The sequence below is a fragment of the Pseudomonas sp. B6001 genome (assembly GCF_013386015.1).
Taxonomy (GTDB): Bacteria; Pseudomonadota; Gammaproteobacteria; order Pseudomonadales; family Pseudomonadaceae; genus Aquipseudomonas.
The window spans coordinates 52,878-77,548 of sequence record NZ_JACAOX010000014.1; the positions used below are offsets into that span (position 1 = coordinate 52,878).

Sequence of the window (24,671 nt, forward strand, 5' to 3'; positions counted from 1 at the left end):
TGCGGAGGGTCAGTCGCCGGAGATGTTGGCTGACCCTCCGCATTCGCGAGCAAGCCCGCTCCCACATTTTGACCGTATTCCATAGCTGGCAAATCAGGCGCTGAGTAGCTTGCCGCTGCGAATCGGCGTGGCACCGGACACCCGGCCCAGCGGGTCGCCCGGCTTCACAAAGCGCACGTCACGGCGCATGTACAACACGCCGGTGTTGTGGCTGCAAACCGTGGTGGCCTGCCCACTGTGGGGATCAACGATATCGAACAACGCCTGCCCGGCCTCGATGCGACTGCCCACCGCCGCCCGGTGTACCAGCACCCCGGCGCACGGCGCATAAAACTGTTCGCTGCCGGCCAACGGCGTCGCCGGGTTACGCAGGGCTGGCAAAGGCCGTGGCGCGCCTTCAACCGCGCCCAGGTGGGTCAGGTAATCAATGATCGCCGTGGCGTCATGTTCTGCCAGTTCATAGGACACATCCCGCTGGCCACGATGCTCGACGGTCACCGCCACGCTGCTGTCCGGAATCGGAAACCGATCGCCAAACCGCTCACGCAGGTTGACCCACAGCAGGTACAGCGCCTCATCGAACGAGTTGGCCTGGGAATCGGTGGCCAGCAACGAGGCTTCAGAGCCGATGTAGCGCGCCAGCGGCTCCACGGTCGCCCACACTGCCTCGCCGGTGTACACATGCATCGCCGCTTCGCGGGAGCAGTGCAGGTCCAGCACGATGTCGGCATCGTGGGCCAGCAGCATCAGGGTGCGTTGCAGCGACTGGAATTCGTCCAGCGGCGCCGCGTCCAGCAGACATTCGCCCCAGGCCTGGCGGATCAGTTGGCGGTTGGCGTCGATGTCCTGGCCCAGCAGGTGCTCGATCCTGTCGGCGATTGCCTGGTACGGCACCGGAAAGCCCCGGTTGTAATTACGCCCGCTGCCCAGTTCGAAACGCCCGCTGGGCGCGCCCATGATGTATTGGCTCAGCCCGGTGGGGTTGGCCACGGCCACCAGCACGATTTGCGCATTCAGCCGGTTGGCATTTTCCAGTTCTACCAATTGCCGGCGCAGGTGCGCGGCCACCAGCAGCGCCGGGGTTTCGTCGGCATGCAGCGCCGCCTGGATATAGATTTTTCGACTTGCACCCATTGCACCGTAATGCTCACTGTCCACGTGCCTGTGGGTGCCTTGTGTCGCTTGCAGCAAGGGGTGTGATTTAAGTTTCATAAACCGGAAATCTCGATATTCGAGTGATGAACGCTGAAGAAATATTAACGAGCCGGCGTGATCGTCTGTAAGGGCGGCCCACACTATCTTGATCTGGTAATCCGATCAGTGTGGGAGCTGGCTTGCCTGCGATGGCGGTGGGTCAGCCAGCCTATTCCGTGACTGACCCACCGCCATCGCGGGCAAGCCCGCTCCCATAGTGGGTGGTTACCAGAGCGCCAGGGTGTAACCCAGCATCACGCGGTTCTCGTTAACGTCGTTGAAGTAGTTGCCTTTGCTCAGCGCATTGCGCCAGCGCATCGACACGCCCTTGAAGGGCCCGTTCTGCACCACGTAGCCCAGGTCCAGGTCGCGCTCCCACTCGCGGCCTTCGCGGTTGAAGCCGAGCACTTCAGCCGAATCACCCTTGGCGTACTTGATCCCAAACAACAGGCCGGGCAAGCCGAGATCGGCGAAGTTGTAGTCGTAGCGGGCGTGCCAGGCTCGCTCCCTGGTTTGGGTGAAGTTGCTGAACTGGTACTCGGTGAACAGGTAGGTGATGGAGCCGTCCAGGTAGGTAAACGGCGTGGTGCCGTATTGCTGCTGGAAGCCGCCGCCGATGCTGTGGCCGCCGTACTGGTAGGTCAGGCGGCTGCTCAAGGCGCTGTTGTCGACCTTGCCCGCCAGGCCCGCGCCGTCCTTGTCCGACTTGAAGTAGCGCACGTCGGTTTTCAGCGTGCCCGGCCCCAGGCCGAAGTTGTTCTTGAAGCCCACGTATTGCTGCTGGTAGATGCTGTCCAGCGCCGCGAAGTGGTAGCTGAGCAAGGTGTTTGGGGTCAGCGAGTAGTCGCCACCAGCAAAGCGGAACTGGTCGCTCAGGGCGGTGCTCTTGTAGACCTTGCTCACCGTGGTCAGCTTCATGTCTTCGTAGTTGGTGGAGTCACGGTCCTTGGCCTGGTCGATCTGCCCGAGGGTGATTTTCAGGTTGCTGATATCGTTGGACACCAGCTGGGTGCCGCTGAAGGACTGCGGAAACAGACGGCTGGTGTTGGGTTGCAGGATCGGAAGGTCCGGCACCAGGTAGCCCACACGCAGCTCGCTTTTGGCGAAGCGGGCCTTGGCGGTCACCCCAAGCTTGGAGTACTCGTCGGAGACATTCTTGTCGCTGTCACGCTGCAGCAAACCGGTGCCGGACAGCCCCGGGCTGGAGTCGAGTTTCACCCCCAGCATGCCGGTCAGGTCCAGGCCGAAGCCCACGGTGCCTTCGGTGAAACCGGACTTGATACCGAGGATAAAACCTTGGGCCCACTCGGCGCGCATCGACTGGGAAGCGGCCTCGCGGTAGTCACGGTTGAAGTAGTAGTTCTTCAAGTCCAGCGTACCGCTGCTGTCCTTGATGAAGTCTGCATGGGCCAGTGACGGGACCAGCCCGCTGCTGACAACGCCGACGCCGGTGATGAGTTGAGTCAGGGATTTTTTCATTTTTTTAGCTCCTGGCAGTGGGGTGGGGGTTGGTGTTTTTATTGTTCTTCGGGCATGGCTTCGCCGTTCGCGCAAATCGGCGATTTGCGCGGCGGGTGACGTCAGTCCTGGGTTACAGCGCTAGCGGTACGGGGCCCTGGCGGATGCGGTAGCCACCGTTTTCAAGTTTCTCCAAGGGGCTGGCGGCGGCCAGCAGCTTGCGGGTGTAGGGGTGCTGCGGGCGGTCGAAGATCTCGTCGCGGGCACCCATTTCCACCACCCTGCCCTCGCTCATCACCGCCACCCGGTGGGCGATGCGTTCCACCGCTGCCAGGTCGTGGGAGATGAACAGGCAGGCAAAGCCGTACTGCGCCTGCAGGCGTTCGAACAGCTCGAGGATCTGCTTCTGGATGGTCATGTCCAACGCCGAGATCGGCTCATCGGCAATCACCAGTCGCGGGTGCCGTACCAGCGCCCGGCCAATGGCCACGCGTTGACGCTGGCCACCGGACAACTGGTGCGGGAAGCGCTCGACAAACTGTTCCGCCAGGCCGATGTCCACCAGGGTTTTCGCCACCCGCTCACGACGCTGCGCGGGCGTCATGCCGGGCACATGGCGCAGGGGTTCGGCGAGGATGTCGCCAATCTTCATGCGCGGGTCGAGGGACGAATACGGGTCCTGGAAAATCATCTGGCATTGCAGGCGATGGTCACGGTTGCCAGCCTTGAGAATGTCCACGCCCTCAAACTCGATGGCACCGGAACACGGGCTGTTCAGGCCAACAATCGCCCGGCCGAGGGTGGTCTTGCCCGAGCCGCTGCCGCCCACCAGCGCCAGGGTTTCCCCCGGGGCGATGGACAGGTTGGCCGAATGCACCACCCGCTTGAACTGGCTGCGGCCCCACAGGCTGCGCGGCCCCGGGTGCTCGATGCACACGTCCTTGACCGTCAGCAACGGCCGGTCCGCCTTGGGCAAGGCTGCCAGGGTGCCGCGCCGCGGCAGGGCCTCGAGCAGTTGCCGGGTGTACTCGGCCTTGGGCGCCAGCAGGATCTGCTCGATGGTGCCCTGCTCCACCGCGCGGCCTTCGCGCATCACCACCACTTTGTCGGCGTAGCGCGCCACCAGCGACAGGTCGTGGCTGATAAACAGGATCGCCGTGCCCTGCTCGCGCGTAAGGTCGAGCATCAGTTTCAACACGTCCAGTTGCGCCAGGCAATCCAGGGCCGTGGTGGGCTCGTCGGCAATCAGCAAGGCCGGGCGCAGCAGCATCACCGAGGCGAGCATGATGCGCTGGCGCATGCCGCCGGAGAACTCGTGGGGAAACGCCGCCAGGCAACGCTCGGCGTCCTTGATGCCGATATGCCCGAGCATCTCCAGGCTGCGCTCGCGGATCTGCGCATCGCTCAGCCTGGTGTGCAGGCGCAGGCCCTCGGCCATTTGCTCGCCGATGCTCATGGACGGGTTGAGGGACACCATGGGTTCCTGGAACACCATGCCGATCTTCGCCCCGCGCAACTGGCGCAATTGCTCCGGCGCAAGGCTGCCCAGGTCATGGCCCTGGAAACGCACCTGGCCGCTGCATTGTGCAAGCGGCGGTGGCAACAGGCCGATGGCGGCGCGGGCGGCCATGGTCTTGCCGCTGCCGGACTCGCCCACCAGCGCCACGATTTCGCCGGGGGCGATGGTGAAGCTCAGGTCGTTGACCGCCAGCGGGCCGTTGGCCCCCACGCGGATTTTCAGCTGGTCGACTGCCAGAAGGATGTCAGTCATGGTCATTTACTCATCCGCGGGTCGAGACGATCGCGCAAGGCATCGCCGCACAGGTTGAACGCCAGCAACGCCATGGCGATGCAGACACCGGGAAACAGCCCCAGCCAGCTGGCCGTGGCGATATACGGCCGGCTGGCGGCGAGCATGTTGCCCCAGGTGGCGGCCGGCGGCGGGACGCCCAGGCCGAGGAAGCTCAGGGAGCTTTCCGCCAGGATCGCCCAGCCGAACATGCTGGTGGCCAGCACGCACACCGGCGCCACGCAGTTCGGCGCGATGTGCCGCAGCATGGTGTACAGCTCGGAGTTACCGATCACCCGCGAGGCTTCGACAAACTCTTTCTCGCGCAACGACAACACCGTGCCGCGCACCACCCGCACCACCGACGGTGTGTAGGCCAGGCTCAAGGCGAACACGATGCCGTACAGGCTCGGGCCGATGATCGCCATCAAGCCCAGGGCCAGCAGGATCCCGGGAAACGCCAGCAACGCATCGTTGACCATCATCAAGCCCCGGTCGACCCAGCCCCGCAGGAACCCGGCCAGCAGGCCCAGTACCGTGCCGGCGGTGATCGCCAGCGTCACCGTCAACACACTCACCCACAGGCTGGTGTGCGCGCCGATCATCAGGCGGCTCAGCACGTCGCGACCGTACTCGTCAGTGCCCAGCCAGTGCGCGGCGGTGGGCGCCTGCAAGCGCGCCAGCAGGTTCAAGGCCAACGGGTCATGGGGCGTCCAGACCAGGCCCAGCAAGGCCATGATCAACAACAAGGCCAGCAGCAGCGCACCGATCAGCGCGTTCAGCGGCGGCACACGCCAGGCCCTGGGGGCACGCGCCGGTGCCGGCAACAGCACCTCGGGTGCGGCAGGTAGAGGCTTATTCATAACTTAACCCTGGGGTCGAAGAGCGGGTACAGCAGGTCCACCAACAGGTTGACCAGCACATAAACAAAGGTCACCAGCAGCAGGCAGCCTTGCAGCACGGGGTAGTCCCGGGCGTAGATGGCGTCGACCATCAGCCGGCCGATACCTGGCAGGGTGAACACGGTTTCGAGCACCGCGATGCCGCTGAGCAGGTTGCCGAGGATCAGGCCGATCAGGGTCAGGGTCGGTGCAAACGAGTTGCGCAGCGCATGGCGCCACAACACCGCCCGCTCCGACAAACCCTTGGCGCGGGCATGGGTGATGTATTCCAGGCGCAGCACTTCAATTGCACTGGCCCGGGCCATGCGGGTGATCGCGCCGAGTTCCACCAACGTCAGCGTGACAATCGGCAGCACGATAAAACTCAAGGCCTGCCACGGCGATTGGCCGAACGACACGTAACCCACCACCGGCAGCCAGCCGAGCTTGATGCCGAACGCGTAGAGCAACAGCAGGCCCAGCCAGAAACTCGGGATCGACAGCAACAGGGTCGCGGTGGAGACCACGCCAAAGTCCAGGGAACTGTTCTGTTTCCACGCCGAGAGCAAGCCCGCCGGTACCGCAATCAACGCCGCGAGCAACACCGAGACCAGCACGATCCCGGCACTCACCTGGAAGCGGTCAAGGATCAGCGGCAACACCGCTTCATTGGTGGTGATGGAATGCCCGAGGTCGCCGCTGAGCACCGCCTTGAGCCAGATCACAAACTGCAGCGGCAGCGGCTGGTCCAGGCCCAGGGACGCACGGGCGACCTCCAGGCTGTGGGCATCGGCCATGTCGCCGAGCATCAGCAGCGCCGGATCACCGGGCACCAGGCGGATGATCGCGAACACCATCAGCGAGATCAGCAGCAAGGTCGGGATCGACATCGCCAGCCGTTGAAAGATGAAACGCAACATCCTCAGTTACTCCCGGTCGCAGGAACGCTGACGGTCCACAGGCGCGGCTTGGACACCGGCCAGGTGCGCAGGCCTTTGACGTAATCACGGCTGGCGGCGATGGCGTTGCCGTTGTACATCGGGATCATCGGCACGTCCTTGAGCATCTGCTGATGCAGTTGGTCGAACAGCGCCTGGCGCTTGCTGATATCGCCTTCGCGCTGGGCTTCACGCAGCCATTCCTGGGCCTGGGGGTTGTCCCAGACCTTGCGCGCTTCCTTGTCCTTGTCGCCGGTCATCGAGTCGAAACTCAGGGCCGGGTCAAGGCGTTCGGAATACGGGAACGCCATCATCTGGTAGTTGCCGGTCTGGTAGCGCTCCAGCTGGGTGCCCCACTCCAGGGTTTCCAGTTCCAGGTTGATGCCGCTGGCCTTGGCCATGGCTTGCACGAACACGCCCATGTCGAAGATCGCGGCGTAGCGCTTGTTGACGATCAGTTTGATTGGCTGGCCTTTATAGCCAGCTTCCCGCAGCAGTTGGGCGGTCTTGGCCGGGTCGAAATCGAAGCCCTGGTTCTCGATTGCCTGGTGGTAGTGGCTGCCACTGGCGACCATCGAATTGTTGGCCTGGGAACGGCCACCGGTCAGGGCGGCGACGATTTGTGCGGAGTCCAGCGAATGGGCGATGGCCTGGCGCAGGCGCACATCTTTGAGCAAGGGGTCGCGGGTCTGGAACAGCAACGCGTTGACTGACATGGTGCCGCTGGAGGTGACCTTGATGCCGGGGTTGGCAGCCAGTTCGGTGGCGTCCAGCGGCGTGACGTCAATCAGCAGGTCGACGTTCTTCGACAGCAAGGCCGCCTTGGCCGCCGCCGGGTCCGGGATCACCAGCAGGCGCACGCGGTCGAGGGTTGTGTTTTTATTGCCGGTGTAGCCATCCGGCTCTTTCTCGTCCCGCGGGGTGTAGTTGGCGTTGCGCAGCAGGTCGATGTATTGGCCGGGCTTCCACTCGCCCAGGCGGAACGGGCCGGTGCCGATGGGGGCTTTCCACTGGCCGTCGACCACCGAGTCGGGGTGCAGGATGCCGCTGCCACCGCATTCCGGCAGCGCGGTGCTGGTGAGGAACAGGCCGTTGGGCTTGTCCAGGGTAAACACCACGGTGAGTGGGTCCGGGGCGCTCATGTCGACGATTTTCGCGCCGCCATGGCCGTCGAATTCAGGGGCGCAGCGCCATTGGGTTTTCGGGTCGAGGTAGTGTTTCCAGGTCCACAGCACTTCGGCGGAGGTCAGTGGCGCACCGTTCTGGAACTTGACCCCGTTGCGCAGGTGGAAGGTGTAGCGCAGGCCGTCGTCGGACACCTGCACGTCTTTGGCCAGCAGCGGGCCGACGGTGGCATCTTCACGGAAGGCCACCAGTCCTTCGGTAATGTGCAAGATGACGGCGTCGGAATTGGTGTCACGGTTGACGCCTGGCTCGGTGCTGCGAATGTCGGCGTTCAACGCGACTTTCAATAGATTCTCGGCGTGGGCAGTGCCCACCAGCGCGGCGGACAAGGCGCCAGCCAGGAATAAAGTCTTGTTCATGATAAATGCACCTTGAATGATCCTTACGCTTGGGTTCGGACGCTGGCAGGACCCAAAAAGAGGCACGGCCGAACACCTGAATAGTTGTTGTTGTTTTAGTCGCTGATTACGGTTTGCGAATGTTCCTGGAACGATCTTATTCGCCACCCGATCAACTTGAGAAGAACGCTCCGAGTGATCGGGCTCGGTTTATCCGATCATCAACCGTCCGTGGGTTGCCCTGGCCTTACCGTACCGAGAAATCAGGGCCTTGAGCTGGAAAAGATGGGGTTTTCCTGATCAGAAATAATGATCGCGATCATCCAGACCGATCTGTGCTCACCTATAGTCATCAGATAAGCTGGCTGGCATTCAATGGTTTAAATGCAGCACTGAGCGAGCCCACCGTCATGACCCTCACCCATCTTCGCGCGTTCTGCTCCGTGGTTGAAAAAGGCAGCTTCCGCTCGGCCGCACGCCAGTTGGATGTGGCCCAAAGCACATTGACCCAGTCAATCCAGACCCTCGAAAAGGAACTCGGGGTGGTGCTGCTGCAACGCTCCAACCAAGGCATCAACCTGACCCCGGCCGGCGAGGTGTTCCTGGCCCGTGCCCGTTCCATCACTCTCGACTGCGAACGTGCCCTGCTCGACCTGCAACCCTGGAAGGGCGAGCCCGAAGGCCATATCGCCCTGGGCGTCACCTCCGAACCCTTGGCCGAATTGCTGCTGCCGGTACTGAGCAACTTCACCCAGCGCTTCCCGCGCATGCAGGTGCACGTGGCCAGCGGCACCACCAAGGGCCTGGTGGAAAAAGTCCGCGATGGCCGCCTGGATTTCGTCTTGTGCCCGCTGGCGCCCAACGTGGCCGATATCGACCTGGCCATCGACCGCCTCTACAGCTCAAACGCCGGCATCATTGCGCGCAAGGGCCACCCGCAGGCCCACGCAAAATCCGTGCAAGCCCTCACCGACTGCCAGTGGATCAGCGTACGCCCGGCCGGCGTAGTGGGCGGCGCGGAGAACCGCTTGATCGAGCTGTTCCGTACCCAGGGCCTGGCGCCGCCAAAGATTGCGATCACCACTGATTCGTTGCTGGAAACCCTGCACATCGTTTCGGAAACCGATTACCTGACCATCGAACCGCGCATGCTGCCGGGGATGAAGCTGTTCTCCAGCGCCCTGACCACCATCGCCATCGAAGAACCGCTGGCGACCCGCGATGTATGCCTGATCAGCCGCCGTTCGTCGCCGCTCACCAGCGTCAGCCAGGAACTGACCAGCATGCTGATTTCCTATTCGCGGCTGGTGCACCGCAGCCGTTGATTTCCCTCCCCCTACGAGCCTGTTTATGCCCATGTCCTACGATGGTTTGTCCCGCGCCAGCGCCAGCAGCGTCGGCGTTGATCCCGAGCACCTGATTGCCTTTCTCGATGAAGTGAAAGCGGCCGGCCTCGACCTGCAAGGCCTGATGCTGCACCGCCACGGCCACGTGGTCGCCGAAGGCTGGAGCTGGCCGGTGGACCCCAACGAGCCGCGGGTATTGCACTCGGTGGCCAAGAGCTTCACCGCCTGCGCCATTGGCCTGGCCGTGGATGAAGGCTTGCTGAAACTGGATGACCGGCTGGTGGCGTTCTTTGCGGAGTGTGTGCCGGTGGATGCCGACCCGCGCCTGGCGGACATGACCGTAGAACACCTGCTGACCATGCGCACCGGCCACGCCGCCAATACCTCGGGTTCAGTGTGGCGGGGGATCGAGACCAGCTGGATTGCCGAGTTCTTCAAAATCCCGCTGGCCTATGCACCGGGCACCACCTACGTCTATACGAGTGCGGCCAGCTACATGCTCTCGGCGCTGATCAATAAGGTCACCGGGCAAACCTTGCACGCGTACCTCAAGCCCCGGCTGTTTGTACCGCTGGATATCCATAATGAAAGCTGGGACATCGGCCCCGATGGCGTGAATCCCGGCGGCAATGGCTTGAAGGCGCCGACCTCGGCCATGCTCAAGCTGGGTGTGCTGCATGCACAAGGCGGCGTGTGGCATGGCAAGCAGGTTCTACCGGCGGCCTGGGTTGCAGCGGCCACCCGACCACAAGGCGGGCCGGACAGCCGCTACGGTTATCACTGGATGATGAAACCGGCACACGCCTTCAGCGCTGTCGGGGTGTTTGTGCAGATGGCGATGGTGTTCCGCGAGTACGGTGCAACGCTGGTGGTGATCGGCGGGATGAAGAATTCGGCGGAGCTGATTCCGTTTGTCGAGCGGCATTTTCCGGCGGCGTTTGGCGATGATTGCACGGTCAAAGCCGAAGCGGATGCACGGTTGCAGCAACGTCTGGCGAGCATGGCACAGCGGCCTGAGTTGCTTTCAGCGTGTGCAGGGCCGAGAGATTTCACGGGCGTGTATCAGGTAGAGCCCAACGGCCTGGATGTGCAGCAATTGGCGTTCGCCGTCGAAGGCAATGTACTGCGCTTCCAACTGACCGACAGCAAGGCGACTCATGCCCTAGAGGTGGGGATTGATCACTGGATCGCCGGCACCACCAACATGCCGGGCCGGGCGTTGCACCACGGTTATGAATTCAAGGATGCGCAGATCGTTGCCGGCGCGCGCTGGCTGGATACCAGGACGCTGGAGATGACCTGGATCTACCCGCAAACCGCGTTTCGCGATCGGGTGGTATGCGGGTTTGACGGTGACCGCGTGAGCGTGGCGCGTACGGTCAACGTCAACAGTGCCGGGAAGGAGCAGGAAACCCTAGTCGGGAACAGCCGGTAATGCTCGCTTGTGGGCGGTCTTGAGGTAGGCGCTCTCGACAATCGCCCTCACCCGCTCACTCACTGCCTCGCCCATCAGGTAGCGGTCGATCTCGTCATAGCTGCAGCCATACGCCAACTCATCCGGCTTGCCCGGTGCCAGCTCTTCCAGGTCGGCGGTCGGTGCCTTGGCCACCAACTGCCGTGGCCCGCCAAGGGCGCTGGCCAGCAGGCGCACCTGGGTCTTGGTCAGCCCTGAGAGCGGCGCCAGGTCGCAGGCGCCGTCACCGAACTTGGTGAAAAACCCCATCAGCGCCTCCGCGCCATGGTCGGTGCCCACCACCAGGCCGTTGTGCAGGTTCGCCACGGCGTACTGCGCCATCATCCGCGCCCGGGCCTTGACGTTGCCCTTGATAAAGTCGATGCGTTCGGCTCTGGCTTGCGCGGCAGACAGGCTGCCCATCAGCCCGTCGACGCAGGCGGCGATGTTCAGCGTCTCGATCCGGTCCGGTGCGATAAAGTCCAGGGAAGCCTGGGCGTCGCGCTCGTCCGCCTGGGTTTTATAGGGCAGGCGCATGGCAATAAACCGCGCCTCGTAGTCTTCGTTGCGCAGTTGTTCCACTGCCAGTTGGCACAGCCGCCCGGCGGTCAGTGAGTCGACACCGCCACTGATGCCCAGCACCAGCGCATGGCAGCCGGACTGGCGCAAGGTGCCCTTGATGAAGTCGATGCGCCGTTGCAGCTCAGCGCCCTCGCCTCCCTTGCCGAGCAGCCGGTTGATCTTCAGTTCTTGTGCGATACGTGCCTGAGTGTCCATGTCACACCCCCAGTTGCGGATTGACGTTGCCGACGTTGAACACCTGCGCCGCATACTGCAGGAACGAGGCGTCTTCGCAGACGTTCTTGATCGGGTCATCGGAGAATTTCACCACCGGCTCACCGTGCACCCGCACCAGTTTCATCACGATGCTCAGCGGCTCCACTCCGTCGACATCACAGGCCAGGCTGGTGCCCATGCCAAAGCCGAACTTGGCCTTGCCCCGCACGTGCCGCAGGATCGGCAGGCATTTCTCGAAATTCAGGCCATCGGAGAACATCAGGTCCTTGGTCATCGGGTCGATGCCCAGCTCCTTGTAGCGGGCCAACACCTTGTCGGCCCAGACGATCGGGTCACCGGAGTCCTGGCGCAAACCGTCGTACAGCTTGGCAAAGTACAGGTCGAAATCCTTGAGGAAAAAGTCGGTGCTGATGCAGTCGGTCAGGGCGATACCCAAGCGCCCACGGTATTCGCGCACCCAGTTTTCCAGCGCCGCATTCTGGCTTTCCCGCAGCCGCCCCAGTTGCTGGTGCACCATCAGCCACTGGTGGGCCATGGTGCCGATCAGCGGCAGGTCGAATTCGTAGGCCAGGTGCGCATTGCTGGTGCCGATGAACTGGCCGGGAAAGTCGCGGCGCATGATGTCGACCACTTCACGCTGGGCCTTGAACGACAACCGCCGGCGGGTGGAGAAGTCCGAGACACGCAGGTCGGCCAGTTCGTCGCGGGTGAGGTTTTTCTCCAGCCAGTCGAATTTCTGGTAGAGCTTGCGGGTGACGTCTTCGAGACTGACGTCGGGGTATTTGTCGCGGTTGCGCAGCTCGCTGACCAGGGCCAATACCGGCTGTTCGAACATGATGCAGTGCAGCATCGGGCCGACCACGCGGACGTTCAGTTGGCCGTCGATTTCACTGACGTGGATATAGCGCAGGTTGAAGCGAAACAGCCCCAGGAAGCGCTCGAAATCCGGGGTCAAGTACTCACGGCGCTGGTTGAACAGAAAGCGCAGCTCGCCTTCGCGCATGCTGAGGCCGGCGAGTTTTTCCAGCTCCACCCGCAGCTCGGGAATCAGGTGCCCCAGTTTCTCTCTGGAGCGGACGATGAACTGGTATTCCACATCGACATTCGGGTGCTGGTGCAACACGGCCTGCATCATGGTGAAGGTGTAGTAGTCGGTGTCCAGCAGGCCCTGGATCACAGCGTTTTCGTAGTCGTATGCACTTTCCATGAGGTACTCCTTAACGCGCGGCCATCGCGGCCAGTTCTTCCCGATTGCGGGTAATTACAATGCCCGCTTGTTGCAGATGGCTGACCGCCTGCACACCGCCCTCCTCGCTGATGCCACGGCATGCCGGCAGGTGCAGGATCACCTCGAAACCGGCCTTGAGCAGTTGCAAGGCGGTGGTCTTGACGCAGTAGTCCAGGGCCAGGCCGCCGACAATCACACGCTGGATGCCTTGGGCATTGAGGTATTCGATGACGCCGGTGGAGAGTTTGTCGTGGAGGTCGTGATAGCAGGCGCCGTAGGGATGCAGGTCGGGTTCGACGCCCTTCCAGATGAAGTAGTCGTAGTCATAGGGCGTGGGCAATTCGTCCAACAGGGTGAAACCTTCGGTGCCGGGCACACAGTGGGCGACCCAGGTGACATCGGCATGTACCAGCCCGGTGGGTTGCAGCATCTCGCTGTGCTGTTGCACCACCCAGGGCGCGTGCGGGGTATGGGCGTCCTTGCTGCCGACACGGCGCGCGGCGAGGCTGGCCATGTAATTGAGCTCGGCGCCGATCTGGTCACCGCCAGCGACCGGCAATTCGTTGGGGCACAGCGGTGTGAAGCTCTTCTGGGCGTCAACGTCGAATGAGGCGATAGCGTTCTTAGAGACGGTCATGGTCGTGTTCTCCTGTGGCCTGGACATAAAAGTACACGTCATGTACTTTCATAGCAAGAAACATTTTGTTATCTATGCTGGATCAAGTACACGACACACCCGTTTGATCCGTTAGACTGTGCCCCACCGCTGCCCACAGGACCCGACATGCCAGACCACGCCCCAACCCTTAGCGCCTACCTGCACACCGTGGACTTGTGCGTGCTGTTCTATTGCCGTGCATCCGGGGAACTGAAGATATTGCTCAACCAGCGCGACGCCGAGCCATTCGCCGGGCACTGGGCCTTGCCCGGTGTAGTGGTGAATGGCGGCGTGCAAGATCTGAGCCTGCAGGATGCCGTGGAGCGGTTGCGGGCCAGTGACAAGGTTGGGTTGCCGCTGGCCTGGTATGAGCAAGTGGGGACGGTGGGCGATGCGTTTCGCGATCCGCGCTGCTGGTCGTCGTCGACCTATTACCTGGCGATCGTGGCTGATGAGGTGGAGCTGGGGGGGCATCAAAAGTGGTGCTCTGTTGATGCCGTGGCGACTGGCGGGGTCAAGCTGCCCTTCGATCACAACGCGATTGTGGCAGCGGTACAGGAAAGGCTGTTTTCCAAGTCGCTGTACAGCAGCTTGCCATTGATGTTTTTGGGCAATGAGTTCAGTGCGCCGGAGGCGACTACGATCTTTTCGCTGGTATTGGCGCGGCCGGTGCTGAAGACCAGTATTCGCCAGCGGTTGCTGAAGTTGACCGAGGCCGGTTTTTTGCGGGAGACGGGGCGCAAGAAGCATGGCGAGGGCGGACGGCCGCAGGCGACAGTGGAGAATCTGAAGCCTGGGGCGGTGTACTTCTTTGATCGCAGCTTTGCCGAATAAGACCAAGCCCCCTTCCCAGGACAATGAAGATCAACTGTGGGAGCGGGCTTGCTCGCGAATGCGGAGTGTCAGTCGCCGGCTAGATTGACTGATACAACGCTTTCGCGAGCAAGCCCGCTCCCACAGTTTTTGATCTGCGATGGTTCGAGGAGCTGCGTCCCGCTCAATTCATCCAGTTGCCGCCGTCGACGTTGTAGGTCTGGGCAACCACGTAGTCGGCCTCTTTGGACGCGAGGAAAACCGCCATTCCGGTCAAATCCTCGGCAGTCCCCATCCGCCCAAACGGTACCTCTGCTCCTACGCGCTTTTTCTTCTCGCCCAGCGGCAGCCCTTCGTGCTTGGCAAACATCGCGTCCACCCCGTCCCAATGCTCGCCGTCCACCACTCCCGGCGCGATGGCGTTCACGTTGATGCCCTGCTTGATCAGATTCAGCCCCGCCGATTGCGTGAGGCTGATCACCGCCGCCTTGGTCGCGCAGTACACCGCCACCAGAGGCTCACCCCGGCGCCCGGCCTGGCTGGCCATGTTGATGATCTTGCCGCCATGCCCCTGCTTGATCATCTGCCGGGCCGCCGCCTGCAAGGTGAACAACGTACCGGCGACGTTGATCGAGAACAGCCGGTCGAAGCTCTCGCGGGTGATGTCGGTGATGGGCGCCAGGTCGAACAAGGCGGCGTTGTTGATCAGGATGTCGAGCTTGCCGGCCTGCGCCACCACGGCGGCAATCGCGGCATCGATGGACGCCTGGTCGGTGACATCCATCGCCACCGCGTAGGCTTTCGGGCCCAGCTCCGTGGCGGTGGCCCGCGCCCGCTCCAGGTTGATGTCGGCGATGGCGACGGTCGCGCCTTCGTTGATGTAGGCCTGGGCAAACGACCGGCCAATGCCCCGCGCGCTGCCGGTGACCAGCGCACTTTTACCTTCCAGTCGTTTCATCAATGCAGTGTCCCTGAGGTGATTATTTCGGGTAGCCGGCGCGTTTCATTTCACGCTCGGTGGTGGACTGCGCCTCGGCCAGTGCCTTGTCGACCGTCATGCCGCCGGTGAGCGCTGCCGAAAACAGCTTGCCCACCGAGGTGCCGATGGCCTGGAACTCGGGGATCGTCACGTATTGGATGCCCACGTACGGCACGGGTTTGGCCGACGGGTGCGCGGGGTCGGCGTGTTGCATCATCTGCAAGGTCACCTTGGCGAACGGCGCCGCGGCCAGGTACGCCGCGTTGTAGGTGGACTGGCGCGTGCCCGGCGGTACGTTGGTGATGCCGTCCTTATCCGCTACCAGCTGGATGTATTCCTTGGAGGTGGCCCAGGTGATGAAGGCCTTGGCGGCGTCCTTGTGTTTGGAGGTGGCCGGGATCGCCAGGGACCAGGCGTACAGCCACGACGAACCCTTGTCGGTGACCTCGGTCGGTGCGGCGGCAAAACCCACGCTGTCGGCGACTTTGCTTTGGGTTTTATCGGTGGTGAACGAGCCGGCAACGCTGGCGTCGACCCAGATCGCGCATTTGCCGCTGTTGAACAGCGCCAGGGTTTCGTTGAAACCGTTGCTGGAGACGCCCGGCGGGCCATAGTTTTTCAGGGTGTTGACGTAGAAGTTCGCCGCCGCCGTCCACTCGGGACTGGTCAGCTCGGGTTTCCATTGTTCGTCGAACCAGCGCGCACCAAAGGCGTTGGCCATGGTGCTCAGCAACGCGATGTTTTCACCCCAGCCGGCCTTGCCCCGCAGGCACATGCCGTATTGGTCCTTGGCGGGCTGGTTGAGCTTGGCGGCGAACGCCCCCAGCTGGGTCCAGGTCGGATGCTCGGGCATCGCCAGGCCGGCCTGCTTGAACAGGTCGGTGCGGTAATAGGTGACGGTGCTTTCGCCATAGAACGGCAACGCGTAGAGGGTGTTGTTCACCGACAGGCCCTGGCGTACCGCGGGGAAGATGTCTTCCACGTCGTAGTCGGCGGGCAGCGGCGTGATCGGCTCCAGCCAGTGTTTGGCACCCCACAGCGGGGTTTCATAGGTGCCGATGGTCAGTACGTCGAATTGGCCGCCCTGGGTCGCGATGTCGGTGGTGAGGCGTTGGCGCAGGACGTTTTCTTCGAGCACCACCCAATTGAGTTTCACCTCGGGGTGCTGCTGTTCGAACACCTTGGACAGGCGCTGCATGCGGATCATGTCACTGTTGTTGACCGTGGCGATGGTCACGGTTTCGGCAGCATGTGCGGCCATCGCGAGCGTGAGGCCGGAGAGCAGGAACAGCGCTTTCGGAATCTTGAGCATGGCGGTTTCCACTTATTGTTTTTGTTGTTGACGGCCCGATTACAGCAGCTTGCCCAAGGCCGGACAAACGACTGACGGATGCCCGGCTGATACTTTTTTAACCGCATCGCCAAGATCAAAAAAGTATCAGTGGCGGGCAAAACCCGGGGTAGCGGCTACTTGGACAAAGGGCGTATTTTGGTGCCATTCCAAAAAGCCCAGAAGGGCCAAGCCCATGCCTGCAAGCCGATCCGCCCTTTTCGAGCAGCGCCCCGCCGAGCTGGAAGTGATTCTGGCCGAGCCCGAGCATGGCTTTCGCTGGTACGAACATGACTATCCGTTCGAGCTCGCCCGCTGGAACCATCACCCCGAATTTGAAATCCACCTGATCCGCCAGGGCAGCGGCAAGCTCGTGGCGGGCGACTATATCGGTGCGTTTGGCGCCGGCCATGTCGCACTGATCGGCCCCGACCTGCCCCACGACTGGATCGGCGACCTGGCCCCCGGCGAGTACCTGACGGGGCGCGATGTGGTGTTGCAGTTCGACGGCGCCGCACTGCTGGCCCTGCGCACCACGCTGCCCGAGCTGGGCGACCTGCAAGGCCTGTTTGACCGGGCCCGGCGCGGCCTGGAATTCACCGGCGAGACGGCACTGAAGGCCGCGCAACTGCTGGAATCCATCGGCCCTGCTCAGGGGCTCGCGCGCCTGATTCTGTTCATCCAGTTACTGCATACCTTGGGGCAGGCGCCCTCCGGGGAAGCCCATTGCCTGGCCAGTGCCTGCTACACGCCAAGCCTGGATGCCCGCAGCTCGGAGCGTATCCACAAGGCCTTCGAATACCTGATGACGGAATTGACCGGCGACCTGCGGCTGTCGGTGATCGCCCAACGGCTGGACATGAGCGAGCCAGGCTTCTCGCGGTTCTTCAAGCGCGTCACCGGTCACGGCTTTATCGACCTGATGCGCAAGTTCCGGGTGCAGCGCGCCTGCCGCCTGTTGCTGCAAAGCGAAATGTCAGTGGCCGATATCTGCTTTGAAGTGGGTTACGCCAACCTCTCCAACTTCAACCGGCACTTTCGCATCGAGATGAACCAGACGCCCAGCGAATATCGCCGGGAAACCGCGATGTACCTGTTTAACCGCAATGGTGATCAGGTGCTGCCGTTTACCAAGGCGCATTTCTGACCAAAAGGCCGACTATTTCCCACTTTTCTCAATTCCTTCATGCAATTGACACAAATTGGTACAACCTGTGCAAACGTTTGCGGAACGAACTTGGCAACCAGGTTCACCTCAACCCGAAGAATCGGGCCCCAACCGCGTACGAACAGGGATTTTCAATGCAACCCACTTCCAGACGATCCGCGTCGGCTACCCCTTTTGCTGTTTCCCTGCTACTGGCTGCCGTTACGGGAGTACTCAGCGGACCCATTTTGGCGCAGGAAAAACCCACCGATGACTCAGCACAGGGCGAAGCCCTGGCCCCGGAAGCCAGCCCGTCGAAAAAAGGCGTGTACCTGTCGGACTGGTTCAACCAGGACCTGACGGTGATCGGCAGCAAAGACATCAGCTTCGGCCCCAAACCCGCCGATGACGTGTACCTGGAGTACGAATACTTCGGCCGCAAGGGCCCGTTCGAACTGTATGGCTACGTCGACATCCCGAAGATCTTCGGGATCGGCAACAGCAACGACAAAGGCGCGTGGGACCACGGCTCGCCGGTGTTCATGGAGCACGAACCGCGCATCTCCATCGACTACCTGGCCGGTCGCAGCCTGGCCATCGGCCCGTTCAAGGAATGGTATGTAGCGTTTGACTGGATCTACGACCACGGCAGCAACAAGGACAACCGTGCCAACACCTTGTACAGCGGCCTGGGCACCGACATCGAGACCCACTCGCGGGTCAACCTGTCGGCCAACTTCTATGGCCGTTACCAGTGGGAAAACTACGGCGCCAGCAACGAATACTCATGGGACGGCTACCGTGCGCAGATGAAATACATCGTGCCCATCGGCAGCTTCGACAATGGTGCGTCGCTGACCTATATCGGCTTCACCAACTACGATTTCGGCTCGGATCTGCACAAAGACAACCCCGCGCGCACCGCCAACTCCCTGGTTGCAACAAACGTGCTGTTGTATTCGTTCACTCACCTGCGTTTCACCCTGGTAGGCCGTTACTTCCACAACGGCGGCAACTGGGAAGACGGCAGCGAGCTGAACTTTGGCGACGGTAATTTCCGCGCCCGCTCCAACGGCTGGGGTTACTACGCCGGTGTGGGCTATCAATTCTGAGTGTGAACAAGGAGCAGTAGATGAAGACCTTTACCCGCCTTTCAATCGCCATCGGCCTGGCCGCCGGGGCGCTGTTGCCGCATGTCGTGCTGGCTGATGCCCCGGCCCCGATCAAGCCCAAGGTGATGCTGATCACCATGTTCGCCCCCGAAGCGCAGAACTGGATCGACCGCCTGGAACTCAAGCAGGAGGTTCGCGTGCCAGGCTTGTCGGCCGAGTATCCAGTGATCCGCTGCAACACCCAGGACGTGTGCCTGCTGGTGACCGGCATGGGCCAGACCAACGCTGCCGCCTCGACCCTGGCGCTGGCGTTGTCGCCCAAGTTCGACCTGCGCCAGAGCTACTTCCTGATCGCCGGGATCGCCGGGATCAACCCGCACCATGGCACCATCGGCACGGCCGCGTGGGCCCATTACCTGGTGGAATTCGGTACCCAATGGGAACTGGATTCACGGGACGCGCCGAAGGACTGGCCGACCGGCTATATCGGCATCAATACCAAGGGGCCGAACGAGAAGCCGCCGCTGGACTACAAGACCGAAGTGTTCGAGCTCAATCCCAAGCTGCAAGCCAAGGCGTTTGCGCTGTCGCAAAAAGTCGAGCTCAGTGAAAGCAAGGAGTCCACGGCCTGGCGCAAACACTATCCGTACGCGCCGGCCAATCAGCCGCCGCGGGTCACCCAGTGCGACACCCTGGCGGGCAATACCTGGTTCTCCGGGACGCGCCTGAGTGAGCGCGCCGAGGTCTGGACCAAATTGCTGACGGACAATAAAGGCGTGTACTGCACCACCCAGCAGGAAGACAACTCCACCTATGAGGCGTTGCTACGAGCCAGCCGCGAAGGTTTGGTGGATATCAATCGCCTGGCGGTGGTGCGGGCCGGTTCCGACTTTGATCGGCCGTACCCGGGCTACAGCGAAGTGGACAACCTGCTGAAGTATGCGGACCAGGGCGGATTTGTGCCGGCGCTGGAGAACCTGTATCGCACTGGTAATCCGCTGGTACAAGCGATTCTGAAGAACTGGTCGGCGTGGGAAAAAGGCGTTCCCGAAGCCTGAACAAAGATCAAATGTGGGAGCGGGCTTGCTCGCGAAAGCGGTGGATCAGTGCCGAATGTATTGGCTGACACACCGTATTCGCGAGCAAGCCCGCTCCCACACAAGCCCGTTCCCACACAAGCCCGCGCCCACAATAAGCGGGTCAGGGCAGGAAGATAATCTTGTCGGCACTGCCCTGGTTCACTTGCTCAAAGCACTTCACACCGTCGGCCAGCGACACTTCCCGCAAACCGGTCGGCAGCGGCAACAAGTCCTCATCGAAGAACCGCCCGAACTGCTCCAGCATCACGGCGCATTGCTCGCAGTTGTAGAGCAGCGAATTGATCCCCACCACCGAACCACCCTTGCGATACAACGCCAGGGCCGGCAGTTGCACGTGCCCGTCCACCGGCGCGGCGATGATCGCGATACGGCCAAAAGGCGCCAGCGCCGCCACCGCTGCCGGCAACCAGAAGCCGGTGGTGTCAAAGATCACATCGGCGCCCGTACCGAACAGCGCATTAACCTGCCCTCCCAGCGCTTCCGGCTGGCCCAGTAACAAGCCCTCGAAACCCTGCTCGCGCAAGGCCTCGACCTGTTCCGGCCGACGCACGGCCCCGAGCACCTGGGCCCCACGAATCTTCGCCAGGGCCAACGCCGCGCTGCCTACCGCTCCATTGGCACCAATCACCAATAAGCGAGTGCCTTTGCCGACACCGCTGCGCTCAAGCGCATCCCACGCCGTGGTGTACGGTACGCCGAGACTGGCGGCCTGGGCAAAGCTCAGATGGCTGGGCTTGTGCGCCACGCCCTTGGCCGACACGGTGAGGTACTGGGCGTGGGAACCGTCGGCGAAAAAACCCAGGTCGCGACCGGTGCCCCAGACCTCCTGGCCGACCAGTTCCTGCGGGCCTTCCACCACCACCCCGGCAAAATCACGGCCGGGAATGCGTGGCAACGTGGTGTAGGGGAAACGCCCGAGCACGTTCTTCACGTCGCTGGGGTTCAGCCCGGCAGCCTTGATCTGCACCAGGACTTCACCGGCCGCCGGCACCGGCGTGGCGACATCAACGTAAGCAAGGGCAGCGAGATCGCCGGTGGCGGAAAATTGCAGTGCTTTCATGACCAATATCCATCGAGGTTAAAAAGGGTTTCAGGAGAACCAGGCGCTGACCATTTGCCGGCCCATGGGCCAGAGCTTCTCGCCCATCAGCATGCCCATCAGCCCGATCAGGGCGATGGCAGGAGGCGCAGGCGAGCGAAAGTCCAGGGCACCGTAAATCACGCCGACCAACAGGCCGATGGCCAAGGAAATCAGGTAATTCATGGAACACTCCGCAGCAAGGGTTGATGCGGTCAGTGTAGGGGGCCTGAAACCGAAGCATCGGCCAAGTGCTTCAGGATTTCGGCCAAGCCTCAGACGGGATACTGCGACGGCGCCATCCCCAGTTCACGGCGAAACATGTCGCTGAAACTGCTCGGCGAATAACCCAGGGAACGGGCGATCGCGCTGACCGACTGGCCCTGGATCAACTCGGCCACGGCGGTGGCCAACTGCACCTGGCGGCGCCACTCGGCAAAGCCCATGCCCAGGCTGTTCTGGAACAGCCGGGCCAGGGTGCGTACGCTGGCGCCGGCGGCTTCGGCGTGCTGCTCAAAGGGAATGTCCAGGGACGGTGACGCCATCACCGCCTGGCAGGCGCTGGTCAGGCGTCGGTCGGCGCCCACGGGCAAGGCAATGCGGATCGGCGAGCGCCGGGCCCGTTGCAGTTCCAGCAGGGCCAGGCCGACCACGGCTTCGTAATAGGCCTGGTCCCCCTTGTCGCCCTGCTCCACCAGCGCCACGATCAGTTCGCGCAGCAGCCCGCCGACCTCGATCACTTGCACCTGGCTGTCCAGGGTCGCTGCCAGCGCCGGGCGCAGGTAGATGTTGCGCATCTGCAAGTCCGACACCACGCGAATCCCATGCTCGCCCCCCGGCGGCAGCCACACCGCGCGCTGGGGCGGCACCACCAGCGCTTCCCGGGGTGTCTCGACCCACATCACGCCGCTCATGGCATACAGCAACTGGCCCCAATCGTGTTGATGGGGCTCGACATACAATCCGCGCGGATAGGTGCGCGCCAAGGGTTGCACGGGGACGGCGTGATCACTGAGGTCGGGAGGCGCGGCAAGGGCCATGGAAGACACATCGTTCAAGTATGGAGCGCCATGATAAGACGTGAACCGGATGATCCGAGTGAATTTTTACCACCTGCGCAGGGTCACTTAAAGACACAAGGAGGGTTTACGGATCCATGACTAACGCAAAACTTTTCGTGATCGACTACACGCTGCATGGCCAGCCCAAGTCATTCATCATCCGCCTGGAAAAACTCGACAACGCCGAAGCCTGGCATTGGGCGAGCTGCGACGCCGGCGTAGGCCGCATCGGGCGCTTTGCCCGTGAGCAGGTGAAGAAGACGAGCCAGCCCCAGGCCGAGAAATTCGGCATCGAAAACGTGCAATGGCGCCGCTCGGATGCGCGCCCCACTGCCTGAAACCTGCAGGAGCGAGCTTGCTCGCGAAGGTCGTTAACGATGACACGGGGCACCTGGTGCCCCGCGTCGCTCTCGGGTGTTTCGCGAGCAAGCTCGCTCCTACAGGTCGCCGCGTTAGCCGTGGGCGGACTTGGTGCATTCGCACCCGGTCGCCGAAGCACAAGGCTCGCCATGGGCATGATGCTCGGCGCAGCCTTGGCAGCAATAGCCCTTGCCATCCTTCATCACCGCAGTTTCCCCCAACTGGCAGTTGCAGTCCTGGCAGGCGCATTTTTTTTCTTGCATGTCTTGCATGGTCAGACTCCTTTTTCGTGGTCGTCCAGGTGCGGCGAACGCCGGCACCTCAAGCAATGACTATAGGCAACGATTCAAGGTTCAAAGGCCCGTCAGTCAGCCCGACGAGCGTTGCTGCGGTACATGAACACCAGGGCCAGCGCAAGGCACAGCATCGCCACGATGCGGCTGCCGGACAGTTCGATCGCCGGGTTGCCGAGCCAGCCGAAGTTATCGATCAGCATGCCCATGCCCAACTGCCCGACAATCACCGCCACCGTCGCCACTGCCGTGCCGACAATCGGGACCGCGCCGACCATCACCATCATGTACACCACCCCGAACAACGCCCCGGTCAGTTGCCACTTCGGCACGTCCAGCAGGCTGACCGCGTGGGCGGGCTCAAAGAACAGAATCAGCAACCCGGTACTGATCGCGCCCACGACAAAGGTCAGCAGGCTGCTGCGCAATACGCCCACCGCCTGCCCGAGGCGGCCATTGATGGCGGCCTGCACACTCAATACCGCACCGGCGGCCACTACCAATACCAACAACAGAATCAGGTTCATCGCCTTAACCTCGCGCAATCAGAACAAGTGCTACCACGATCAACGCCAGTGCAATCCAGCGCTCCACGTTGACCCGCTTGCGGGCAGTGCCAAACCAGCCGAAGTGGTCGATCAGCACGCTCTTGCCCACCTGGCCCGACAAGATCGCAATCATGGTCATCGCGATCCCGATATGCGGGGTCGCCAGGGTCAGCACCACCACGTACATCGGCCCCAGGAAGCCACCGATCAATTGCCAGCGCGGCAGGTCGGTCAACGCCGGGCCCTTTTGCGGGCCGCTGAACAGCAACAGCAAAAACAGGATCGCCGAGCCGACGCCGAAGATACTCAAGGTCGCCCACAAGTGGCCGACCTGTACACCCAGCGGGCCCAGCAAGCCGGCCTCCACCGACAAGCCCATGCCGGCGAAGATCACCAGCGGCAATAGCAACAACCGAAGAAACGTCTTGGGCTTGGCCTGAGCCACACCCGCCACTGAAGAAGCCTGCATACATCACCTGCGCGTTAGAGAGAGGAACAATGGCGCGTATTATCCGGTGGCACTGCTGTGCGATAAATGGGAGCATGCCGACAACACCTTTGCGCAATACGCACAGCATGGAGTGATGATGCAGGGTTTGAACGAACTGAGCTTCAAGGCGCTTCGCCTGTTTGTCGCGGTACTGGACTACGGCAGTTTCTCCGAAGTCGCACGCCGCGAAGGCCTGGCGCCCTCCTCCATTTCCCGGCAGATCCAGTTGATGGAGCAGGCCCTGGGCCAACAGTTGCTGTACCGCCATACCCGTGCGGTCAGCCCTACCGAAGCCGGTCGCCTGCTGGGCCGGCATGCGCGATTGATGCTGGAGCAACTGGAAGCCGCCGGCCAAGCGTTGCAGGAACAGGAAAGCGAACCCAGCGGCCTGGTGCGCATCAATGCGCCGATGGTGTTTGGCCAACGCCACCTCTCGCCGTGGCTTGGGGAGCTGTGTCGGCGTTACCCGAAGCTGCAACTGGATATCCAGCAAACCGACACCTACGTCGACCCGTTGCAAGACGGCACAGACCTGCTGTTTCGCATCGGCGTGCTGAACGATTCCGGCATGCAGGCGCGAATCTTCGCCCCCCAGCGCTTTCGTCTCGCTGCCAGCCCCGGCTATCTGGAGCGTTTCGGTACGCCCCGGCATCCGGACGAACTGGTGAACCACCAGTGCCTGGCCTACAAGGGCGTCACCGGCCAGCAGCGCTGGTTCTTCCGCCGGGACCAGGGCGACTGGACCTCCTACAGCGTCAAGGGCCCGATCACCGGCAACCACGCCGACACCCTGACCCACGCTGCCGAACAAGGCCTGGGGCTGGTGGTGTTCCCGTCATGGTTGATCGGTGAAGGCCTGCGCGCCGGCACGCTGCAGGCGGTGCTCAGCGACTATGAAGTGGCGACGACCCTGGAGCCGCAACAGATTGCTGCGCTGTGGCCGGGTAGCCGGCGGCTGTCGTTGAAGGTGCGGACCGTGATTGATTACTTCGTCGAGTGTTTTGGGGCAGTGCCTTACTGGGACCGTTGAGCAACTGTGGGAAACTATTCGGCCCGCACTGTCGGGAAAAATCCCCCTTCAAGTAAGTCCGATC

Annotated in this window: 25 protein-coding genes; 8 read left to right on the forward strand and 17 right to left on the reverse strand. The window is 62.4% G+C overall.

Translation table 11 applies throughout. The features are described from left to right. Window positions 1-93: 93 nt before the first annotated feature. From HX821_RS15395 to HX821_RS15420, 6 genes are all read right to left on the reverse strand, one after another. Window positions 94-1,212 carry a succinylglutamate desuccinylase/aspartoacylase family protein gene (locus HX821_RS15395; protein WP_087694149.1) on the reverse strand — a complete coding sequence of 373 codons (1,119 nt, stop codon included), beginning with the start codon at window positions 1,210-1,212 and terminating at the stop codon, window positions 94-96. A 207-nt stretch (window positions 1,213-1,419) separates the two neighbouring features. After that, window positions 1,420-2,673 carry an OprD family porin gene (locus HX821_RS15400; protein WP_008437109.1) on the reverse strand — a complete coding sequence of 418 codons (1,254 nt, stop codon included), beginning with the start codon at window positions 2,671-2,673 and terminating at the stop codon, window positions 1,420-1,422. Between the two features lie 112 nt (window positions 2,674-2,785). Continuing rightward, window positions 2,786-4,429 (reverse strand): ABC transporter ATP-binding protein, encoded by a 1,644-nt coding sequence (locus HX821_RS15405; protein WP_177035989.1) that lies wholly within the window; start codon window positions 4,427-4,429, stop codon window positions 2,786-2,788. Then, window positions 4,426-5,304 carry an ABC transporter permease gene (locus HX821_RS15410; protein WP_003208137.1) on the reverse strand — a complete coding sequence of 293 codons (879 nt, stop codon included), beginning with the start codon at window positions 5,302-5,304 and terminating at the stop codon, window positions 4,426-4,428. The genes HX821_RS15405 and HX821_RS15410 overlap by 4 nt, the downstream gene beginning before the upstream one ends. Continuing rightward, window positions 5,301-6,242 (reverse strand): ABC transporter permease, encoded by a 942-nt coding sequence (locus tag HX821_RS15415; protein ID WP_003208135.1) that lies wholly within the window; start codon window positions 6,240-6,242, stop codon window positions 5,301-5,303. The genes HX821_RS15410 and HX821_RS15415 overlap by 4 nt, the downstream gene beginning before the upstream one ends. 2 nt (window positions 6,243-6,244) lie before the next feature. Then, window positions 6,245-7,804 carry an ABC transporter substrate-binding protein gene (locus tag HX821_RS15420; protein WP_008437103.1) on the reverse strand — a complete coding sequence of 520 codons (1,560 nt, stop codon included), beginning with the start codon at window positions 7,802-7,804 and terminating at the stop codon, window positions 6,245-6,247. A 389-nt stretch (window positions 7,805-8,193) separates the two neighbouring features. Between HX821_RS15420 and HX821_RS15425 the strand changes: the two genes are divergently transcribed. Further along, the gene (locus HX821_RS15425) at window positions 8,194-9,108 is read left to right on the forward strand and encodes a LysR substrate-binding domain-containing protein (protein WP_003208132.1); all 915 of its coding nucleotides are present in this window, start codon (window positions 8,194-8,196) and stop codon (window positions 9,106-9,108) included. A 25-nt stretch (window positions 9,109-9,133) separates the two neighbouring features. After that, window positions 9,134-10,564, forward strand: a complete 1,431-nt coding sequence (locus tag HX821_RS15430; RefSeq protein WP_177035990.1) for a serine hydrolase — start codon at window positions 9,134-9,136, stop codon at window positions 10,562-10,564. Here HX821_RS15430 and nadE read toward each other — a convergent pair. Genes nadE through HX821_RS15445 form a run of 3 tightly spaced genes read right to left on the reverse strand, consistent with a single transcriptional unit; the run spans window position 10,544 to window position 13,245 of the window. Beyond that, a complete protein-coding gene (nadE, locus tag HX821_RS15435; protein ID WP_177035991.1) occupies window positions 10,544-11,359 on the reverse strand; it encodes an ammonia-dependent NAD(+) synthetase in 816 nt (271 codons plus the stop codon). The two genes, HX821_RS15430 and nadE, sit on opposite strands and share 21 nt — an antisense overlap. 1 nt (window position 11,360) lies before the next feature. Next, a complete protein-coding gene (gene pncB, locus HX821_RS15440) occupies window positions 11,361-12,587 on the reverse strand; it encodes a nicotinate phosphoribosyltransferase (RefSeq protein WP_003208126.1) in 1,227 nt (408 codons plus the stop codon). Window positions 12,588-12,597: 10 nt separating this feature from the next. Then, window positions 12,598-13,245, reverse strand: a complete 648-nt coding sequence (locus HX821_RS15445; RefSeq protein ID WP_177008239.1) for a nicotinamidase — start codon at window positions 13,243-13,245, stop codon at window positions 12,598-12,600. Between the two features lie 147 nt (window positions 13,246-13,392). Between HX821_RS15445 and HX821_RS15450 the strand changes: the two genes are divergently transcribed. Next, the gene (locus tag HX821_RS15450; protein ID WP_008437074.1) at window positions 13,393-14,100 is read left to right on the forward strand and encodes an NUDIX hydrolase; all 708 of its coding nucleotides are present in this window, start codon (window positions 13,393-13,395) and stop codon (window positions 14,098-14,100) included. Between the two features lie 163 nt (window positions 14,101-14,263). Here HX821_RS15450 and HX821_RS15455 read toward each other — a convergent pair whose 3' ends face one another. Both HX821_RS15455 and HX821_RS15460 read right to left on the reverse strand, forming a co-directional pair. Continuing rightward, window positions 14,264-15,037 carry an L-iditol 2-dehydrogenase gene (locus HX821_RS15455; protein WP_177035992.1) on the reverse strand — a complete coding sequence of 258 codons (774 nt, stop codon included), beginning with the start codon at window positions 15,035-15,037 and terminating at the stop codon, window positions 14,264-14,266. A 22-nt stretch (window positions 15,038-15,059) separates the two neighbouring features. Further along, entirely contained in the window at window positions 15,060-16,370 is a 1,311-nt protein-coding gene (locus HX821_RS15460) for a sugar ABC transporter substrate-binding protein (RefSeq protein WP_177035993.1), read from the reverse strand. A gap of 214 nt (window positions 16,371-16,584) precedes the next feature. Between HX821_RS15460 and HX821_RS15465 the strand changes: the two genes are divergently transcribed. From HX821_RS15465 to HX821_RS15475, 3 genes are all read left to right on the forward strand, one after another. Further along, complete coding sequence (locus HX821_RS15465; protein ID WP_177035994.1) at window positions 16,585-17,535, forward strand: AraC family transcriptional regulator; 951 nt, start codon at window positions 16,585-16,587, stop codon at window positions 17,533-17,535. 155 nt (window positions 17,536-17,690) lie between these two features. Beyond that, a complete protein-coding gene (locus tag HX821_RS15470; protein ID WP_032899590.1) occupies window positions 17,691-18,647 on the forward strand; it encodes a nucleoside-specific channel-forming protein Tsx in 957 nt (318 codons plus the stop codon). A gap of 20 nt (window positions 18,648-18,667) precedes the next feature. Further along, on the forward strand, window positions 18,668-19,705 hold the full coding sequence (locus HX821_RS15475; protein WP_177035995.1) for a purine nucleoside permease: 1,038 nt from the start codon (window positions 18,668-18,670) through the stop codon (window positions 19,703-19,705). Between the two features lie 142 nt (window positions 19,706-19,847). Here the strand turns inward: HX821_RS15475 and HX821_RS15480 are convergent, their stop codons facing one another. The 3 genes from HX821_RS15480 to HX821_RS15490 form a co-directional block, all read right to left on the reverse strand. Further along, a complete protein-coding gene (locus tag HX821_RS15480) occupies window positions 19,848-20,807 on the reverse strand; it encodes a zinc-binding alcohol dehydrogenase family protein (RefSeq protein WP_102369314.1) in 960 nt (319 codons plus the stop codon). Window positions 20,808-20,837: 30 nt separating this feature from the next. Continuing rightward, window positions 20,838-21,011, reverse strand: a complete 174-nt coding sequence (locus HX821_RS15485; protein WP_003208108.1) for a DUF1427 family protein — start codon at window positions 21,009-21,011, stop codon at window positions 20,838-20,840. 89 nt (window positions 21,012-21,100) lie between these two features. Further along, window positions 21,101-21,865 (reverse strand): helix-turn-helix domain-containing protein, encoded by a 765-nt coding sequence (locus tag HX821_RS15490; RefSeq protein WP_177035996.1) that lies wholly within the window; start codon window positions 21,863-21,865, stop codon window positions 21,101-21,103. A gap of 116 nt (window positions 21,866-21,981) precedes the next feature. Between HX821_RS15490 and HX821_RS15495 the strand changes: the two genes are divergently transcribed. After that, window positions 21,982-22,224 carry a DUF6555 family protein gene (locus tag HX821_RS15495; protein ID WP_017479865.1) on the forward strand — a complete coding sequence of 81 codons (243 nt, stop codon included), beginning with the start codon at window positions 21,982-21,984 and terminating at the stop codon, window positions 22,222-22,224. Between the two features lie 114 nt (window positions 22,225-22,338). Here the strand turns inward: HX821_RS15495 and HX821_RS15500 are convergent, their stop codons facing one another. The 3 genes from HX821_RS15500 to HX821_RS15510 all read right to left on the reverse strand — a co-directional run bounded on the left by HX821_RS15500 (window position 22,339) and on the right by HX821_RS15510 (window position 23,556). Beyond that, window positions 22,339-22,509: a metallothionein gene (locus HX821_RS15500; RefSeq protein ID WP_043224890.1), complete on the reverse strand. Its 171-nt coding sequence runs from the start codon at window positions 22,507-22,509 to the stop codon at window positions 22,339-22,341. 101 nt (window positions 22,510-22,610) lie between these two features. Then, the gene (locus tag HX821_RS15505) at window positions 22,611-23,066 is read right to left on the reverse strand and encodes a DMT family transporter (protein WP_003208100.1); all 456 of its coding nucleotides are present in this window, start codon (window positions 23,064-23,066) and stop codon (window positions 22,611-22,613) included. Between the two features lie 4 nt (window positions 23,067-23,070). Next, window positions 23,071-23,556, reverse strand: coding sequence for a DMT family transporter (locus HX821_RS15510; RefSeq protein WP_008437061.1), 486 nt, complete (start codon window positions 23,554-23,556; stop codon window positions 23,071-23,073). 118 nt (window positions 23,557-23,674) lie between these two features. Between HX821_RS15510 and HX821_RS15515 the strand changes: the two genes are divergently transcribed. After that, the gene (locus HX821_RS15515; protein WP_102604793.1) at window positions 23,675-24,607 is read left to right on the forward strand and encodes a LysR family transcriptional regulator; all 933 of its coding nucleotides are present in this window, start codon (window positions 23,675-23,677) and stop codon (window positions 24,605-24,607) included. The last annotated feature ends 64 nt before the right edge of the window (window positions 24,608-24,671 follow it).

Bases quoted from the DNA above. Each gene is read 5' to 3' on its own strand.
- HX821_RS15500 (WP_043224890.1), bottom strand. From the start codon at position 22,509: ATGCAAGAAAAAAAATGCGCCTGCCAGGACTGCAACTGCCAGTTGGGG.
- HX821_RS15515 (WP_102604793.1), top strand. From the start codon at position 23,675: ATGCAGGGTTTGAACGAACTGAGCTTCAAGGCGCTTCGCCTGTTTGTC.
- HX821_RS15420 (WP_008437103.1), bottom strand. From the start codon at position 7,804: ATGAACAAGACTTTATTCCTGGCTGGCGCCTTGTCCGCCGCGCTGGTG.
- HX821_RS15460 (WP_177035993.1), bottom strand. From the start codon at position 16,370: ATGCTCAAGATTCCGAAAGCGCTGTTCCTGCTCTCCGGCCTCACGCTC.
- HX821_RS15450 (WP_008437074.1), top strand. From the start codon at position 13,393: ATGCCAGACCACGCCCCAACCCTTAGCGCCTACCTGCACACCGTGGAC.
- HX821_RS15410 (WP_003208137.1), bottom strand. From the start codon at position 5,304: ATGAATAAGCCTCTACCTGCCGCACCCGAGGTGCTGTTGCCGGCACCG.
- HX821_RS15430 (WP_177035990.1), top strand. From the start codon at position 9,134: ATGCCCATGTCCTACGATGGTTTGTCCCGCGCCAGCGCCAGCAGCGTC.
- HX821_RS15405 (WP_177035989.1), bottom strand. From the start codon at position 4,429: ATGACCATGACTGACATCCTTCTGGCAGTCGACCAGCTGAAAATCCGC.
- HX821_RS15475 (WP_177035995.1), top strand. From the start codon at position 18,668: ATGAAGACCTTTACCCGCCTTTCAATCGCCATCGGCCTGGCCGCCGGG.
- HX821_RS15510 (WP_008437061.1), bottom strand. From the start codon at position 23,556: ATGCAGGCTTCTTCAGTGGCGGGTGTGGCTCAGGCCAAGCCCAAGACG.
- HX821_RS15400 (WP_008437109.1), bottom strand. From the start codon at position 2,673: ATGAAAAAATCCCTGACTCAACTCATCACCGGCGTCGGCGTTGTCAGC.
- HX821_RS15495 (WP_017479865.1), top strand. From the start codon at position 21,982: ATGACTAACGCAAAACTTTTCGTGATCGACTACACGCTGCATGGCCAG.
- HX821_RS15445 (WP_177008239.1), bottom strand. From the start codon at position 13,245: ATGACCGTCTCTAAGAACGCTATCGCCTCATTCGACGTTGACGCCCAG.
- HX821_RS15490 (WP_177035996.1), bottom strand. From the start codon at position 21,865: ATGGCCCTTGCCGCGCCTCCCGACCTCAGTGATCACGCCGTCCCCGTG.
- HX821_RS15480 (WP_102369314.1), bottom strand. From the start codon at position 20,807: ATGAAAGCACTGCAATTTTCCGCCACCGGCGATCTCGCTGCCCTTGCT.
- HX821_RS15470 (WP_032899590.1), top strand. From the start codon at position 17,691: ATGCAACCCACTTCCAGACGATCCGCGTCGGCTACCCCTTTTGCTGTT.
- HX821_RS15505 (WP_003208100.1), bottom strand. From the start codon at position 23,066: ATGAACCTGATTCTGTTGTTGGTATTGGTAGTGGCCGCCGGTGCGGTA.
- HX821_RS15485 (WP_003208108.1), bottom strand. From the start codon at position 21,011: ATGAATTACCTGATTTCCTTGGCCATCGGCCTGTTGGTCGGCGTGATT.
- HX821_RS15425 (WP_003208132.1), top strand. From the start codon at position 8,194: ATGACCCTCACCCATCTTCGCGCGTTCTGCTCCGTGGTTGAAAAAGGC.
- HX821_RS15395 (WP_087694149.1), bottom strand. From the start codon at position 1,212: ATGAAACTTAAATCACACCCCTTGCTGCAAGCGACACAAGGCACCCAC.
- HX821_RS15465 (WP_177035994.1), top strand. From the start codon at position 16,585: ATGCCTGCAAGCCGATCCGCCCTTTTCGAGCAGCGCCCCGCCGAGCTG.
- HX821_RS15415 (WP_003208135.1), bottom strand. From the start codon at position 6,242: ATGTTGCGTTTCATCTTTCAACGGCTGGCGATGTCGATCCCGACCTTG.
- nadE (WP_177035991.1), bottom strand. From the start codon at position 11,359: ATGGACACTCAGGCACGTATCGCACAAGAACTGAAGATCAACCGGCTG.
- pncB (WP_003208126.1), bottom strand. From the start codon at position 12,587: ATGGAAAGTGCATACGACTACGAAAACGCTGTGATCCAGGGCCTGCTG.
- HX821_RS15455 (WP_177035992.1), bottom strand. From the start codon at position 15,037: ATGAAACGACTGGAAGGTAAAAGTGCGCTGGTCACCGGCAGCGCGCGG.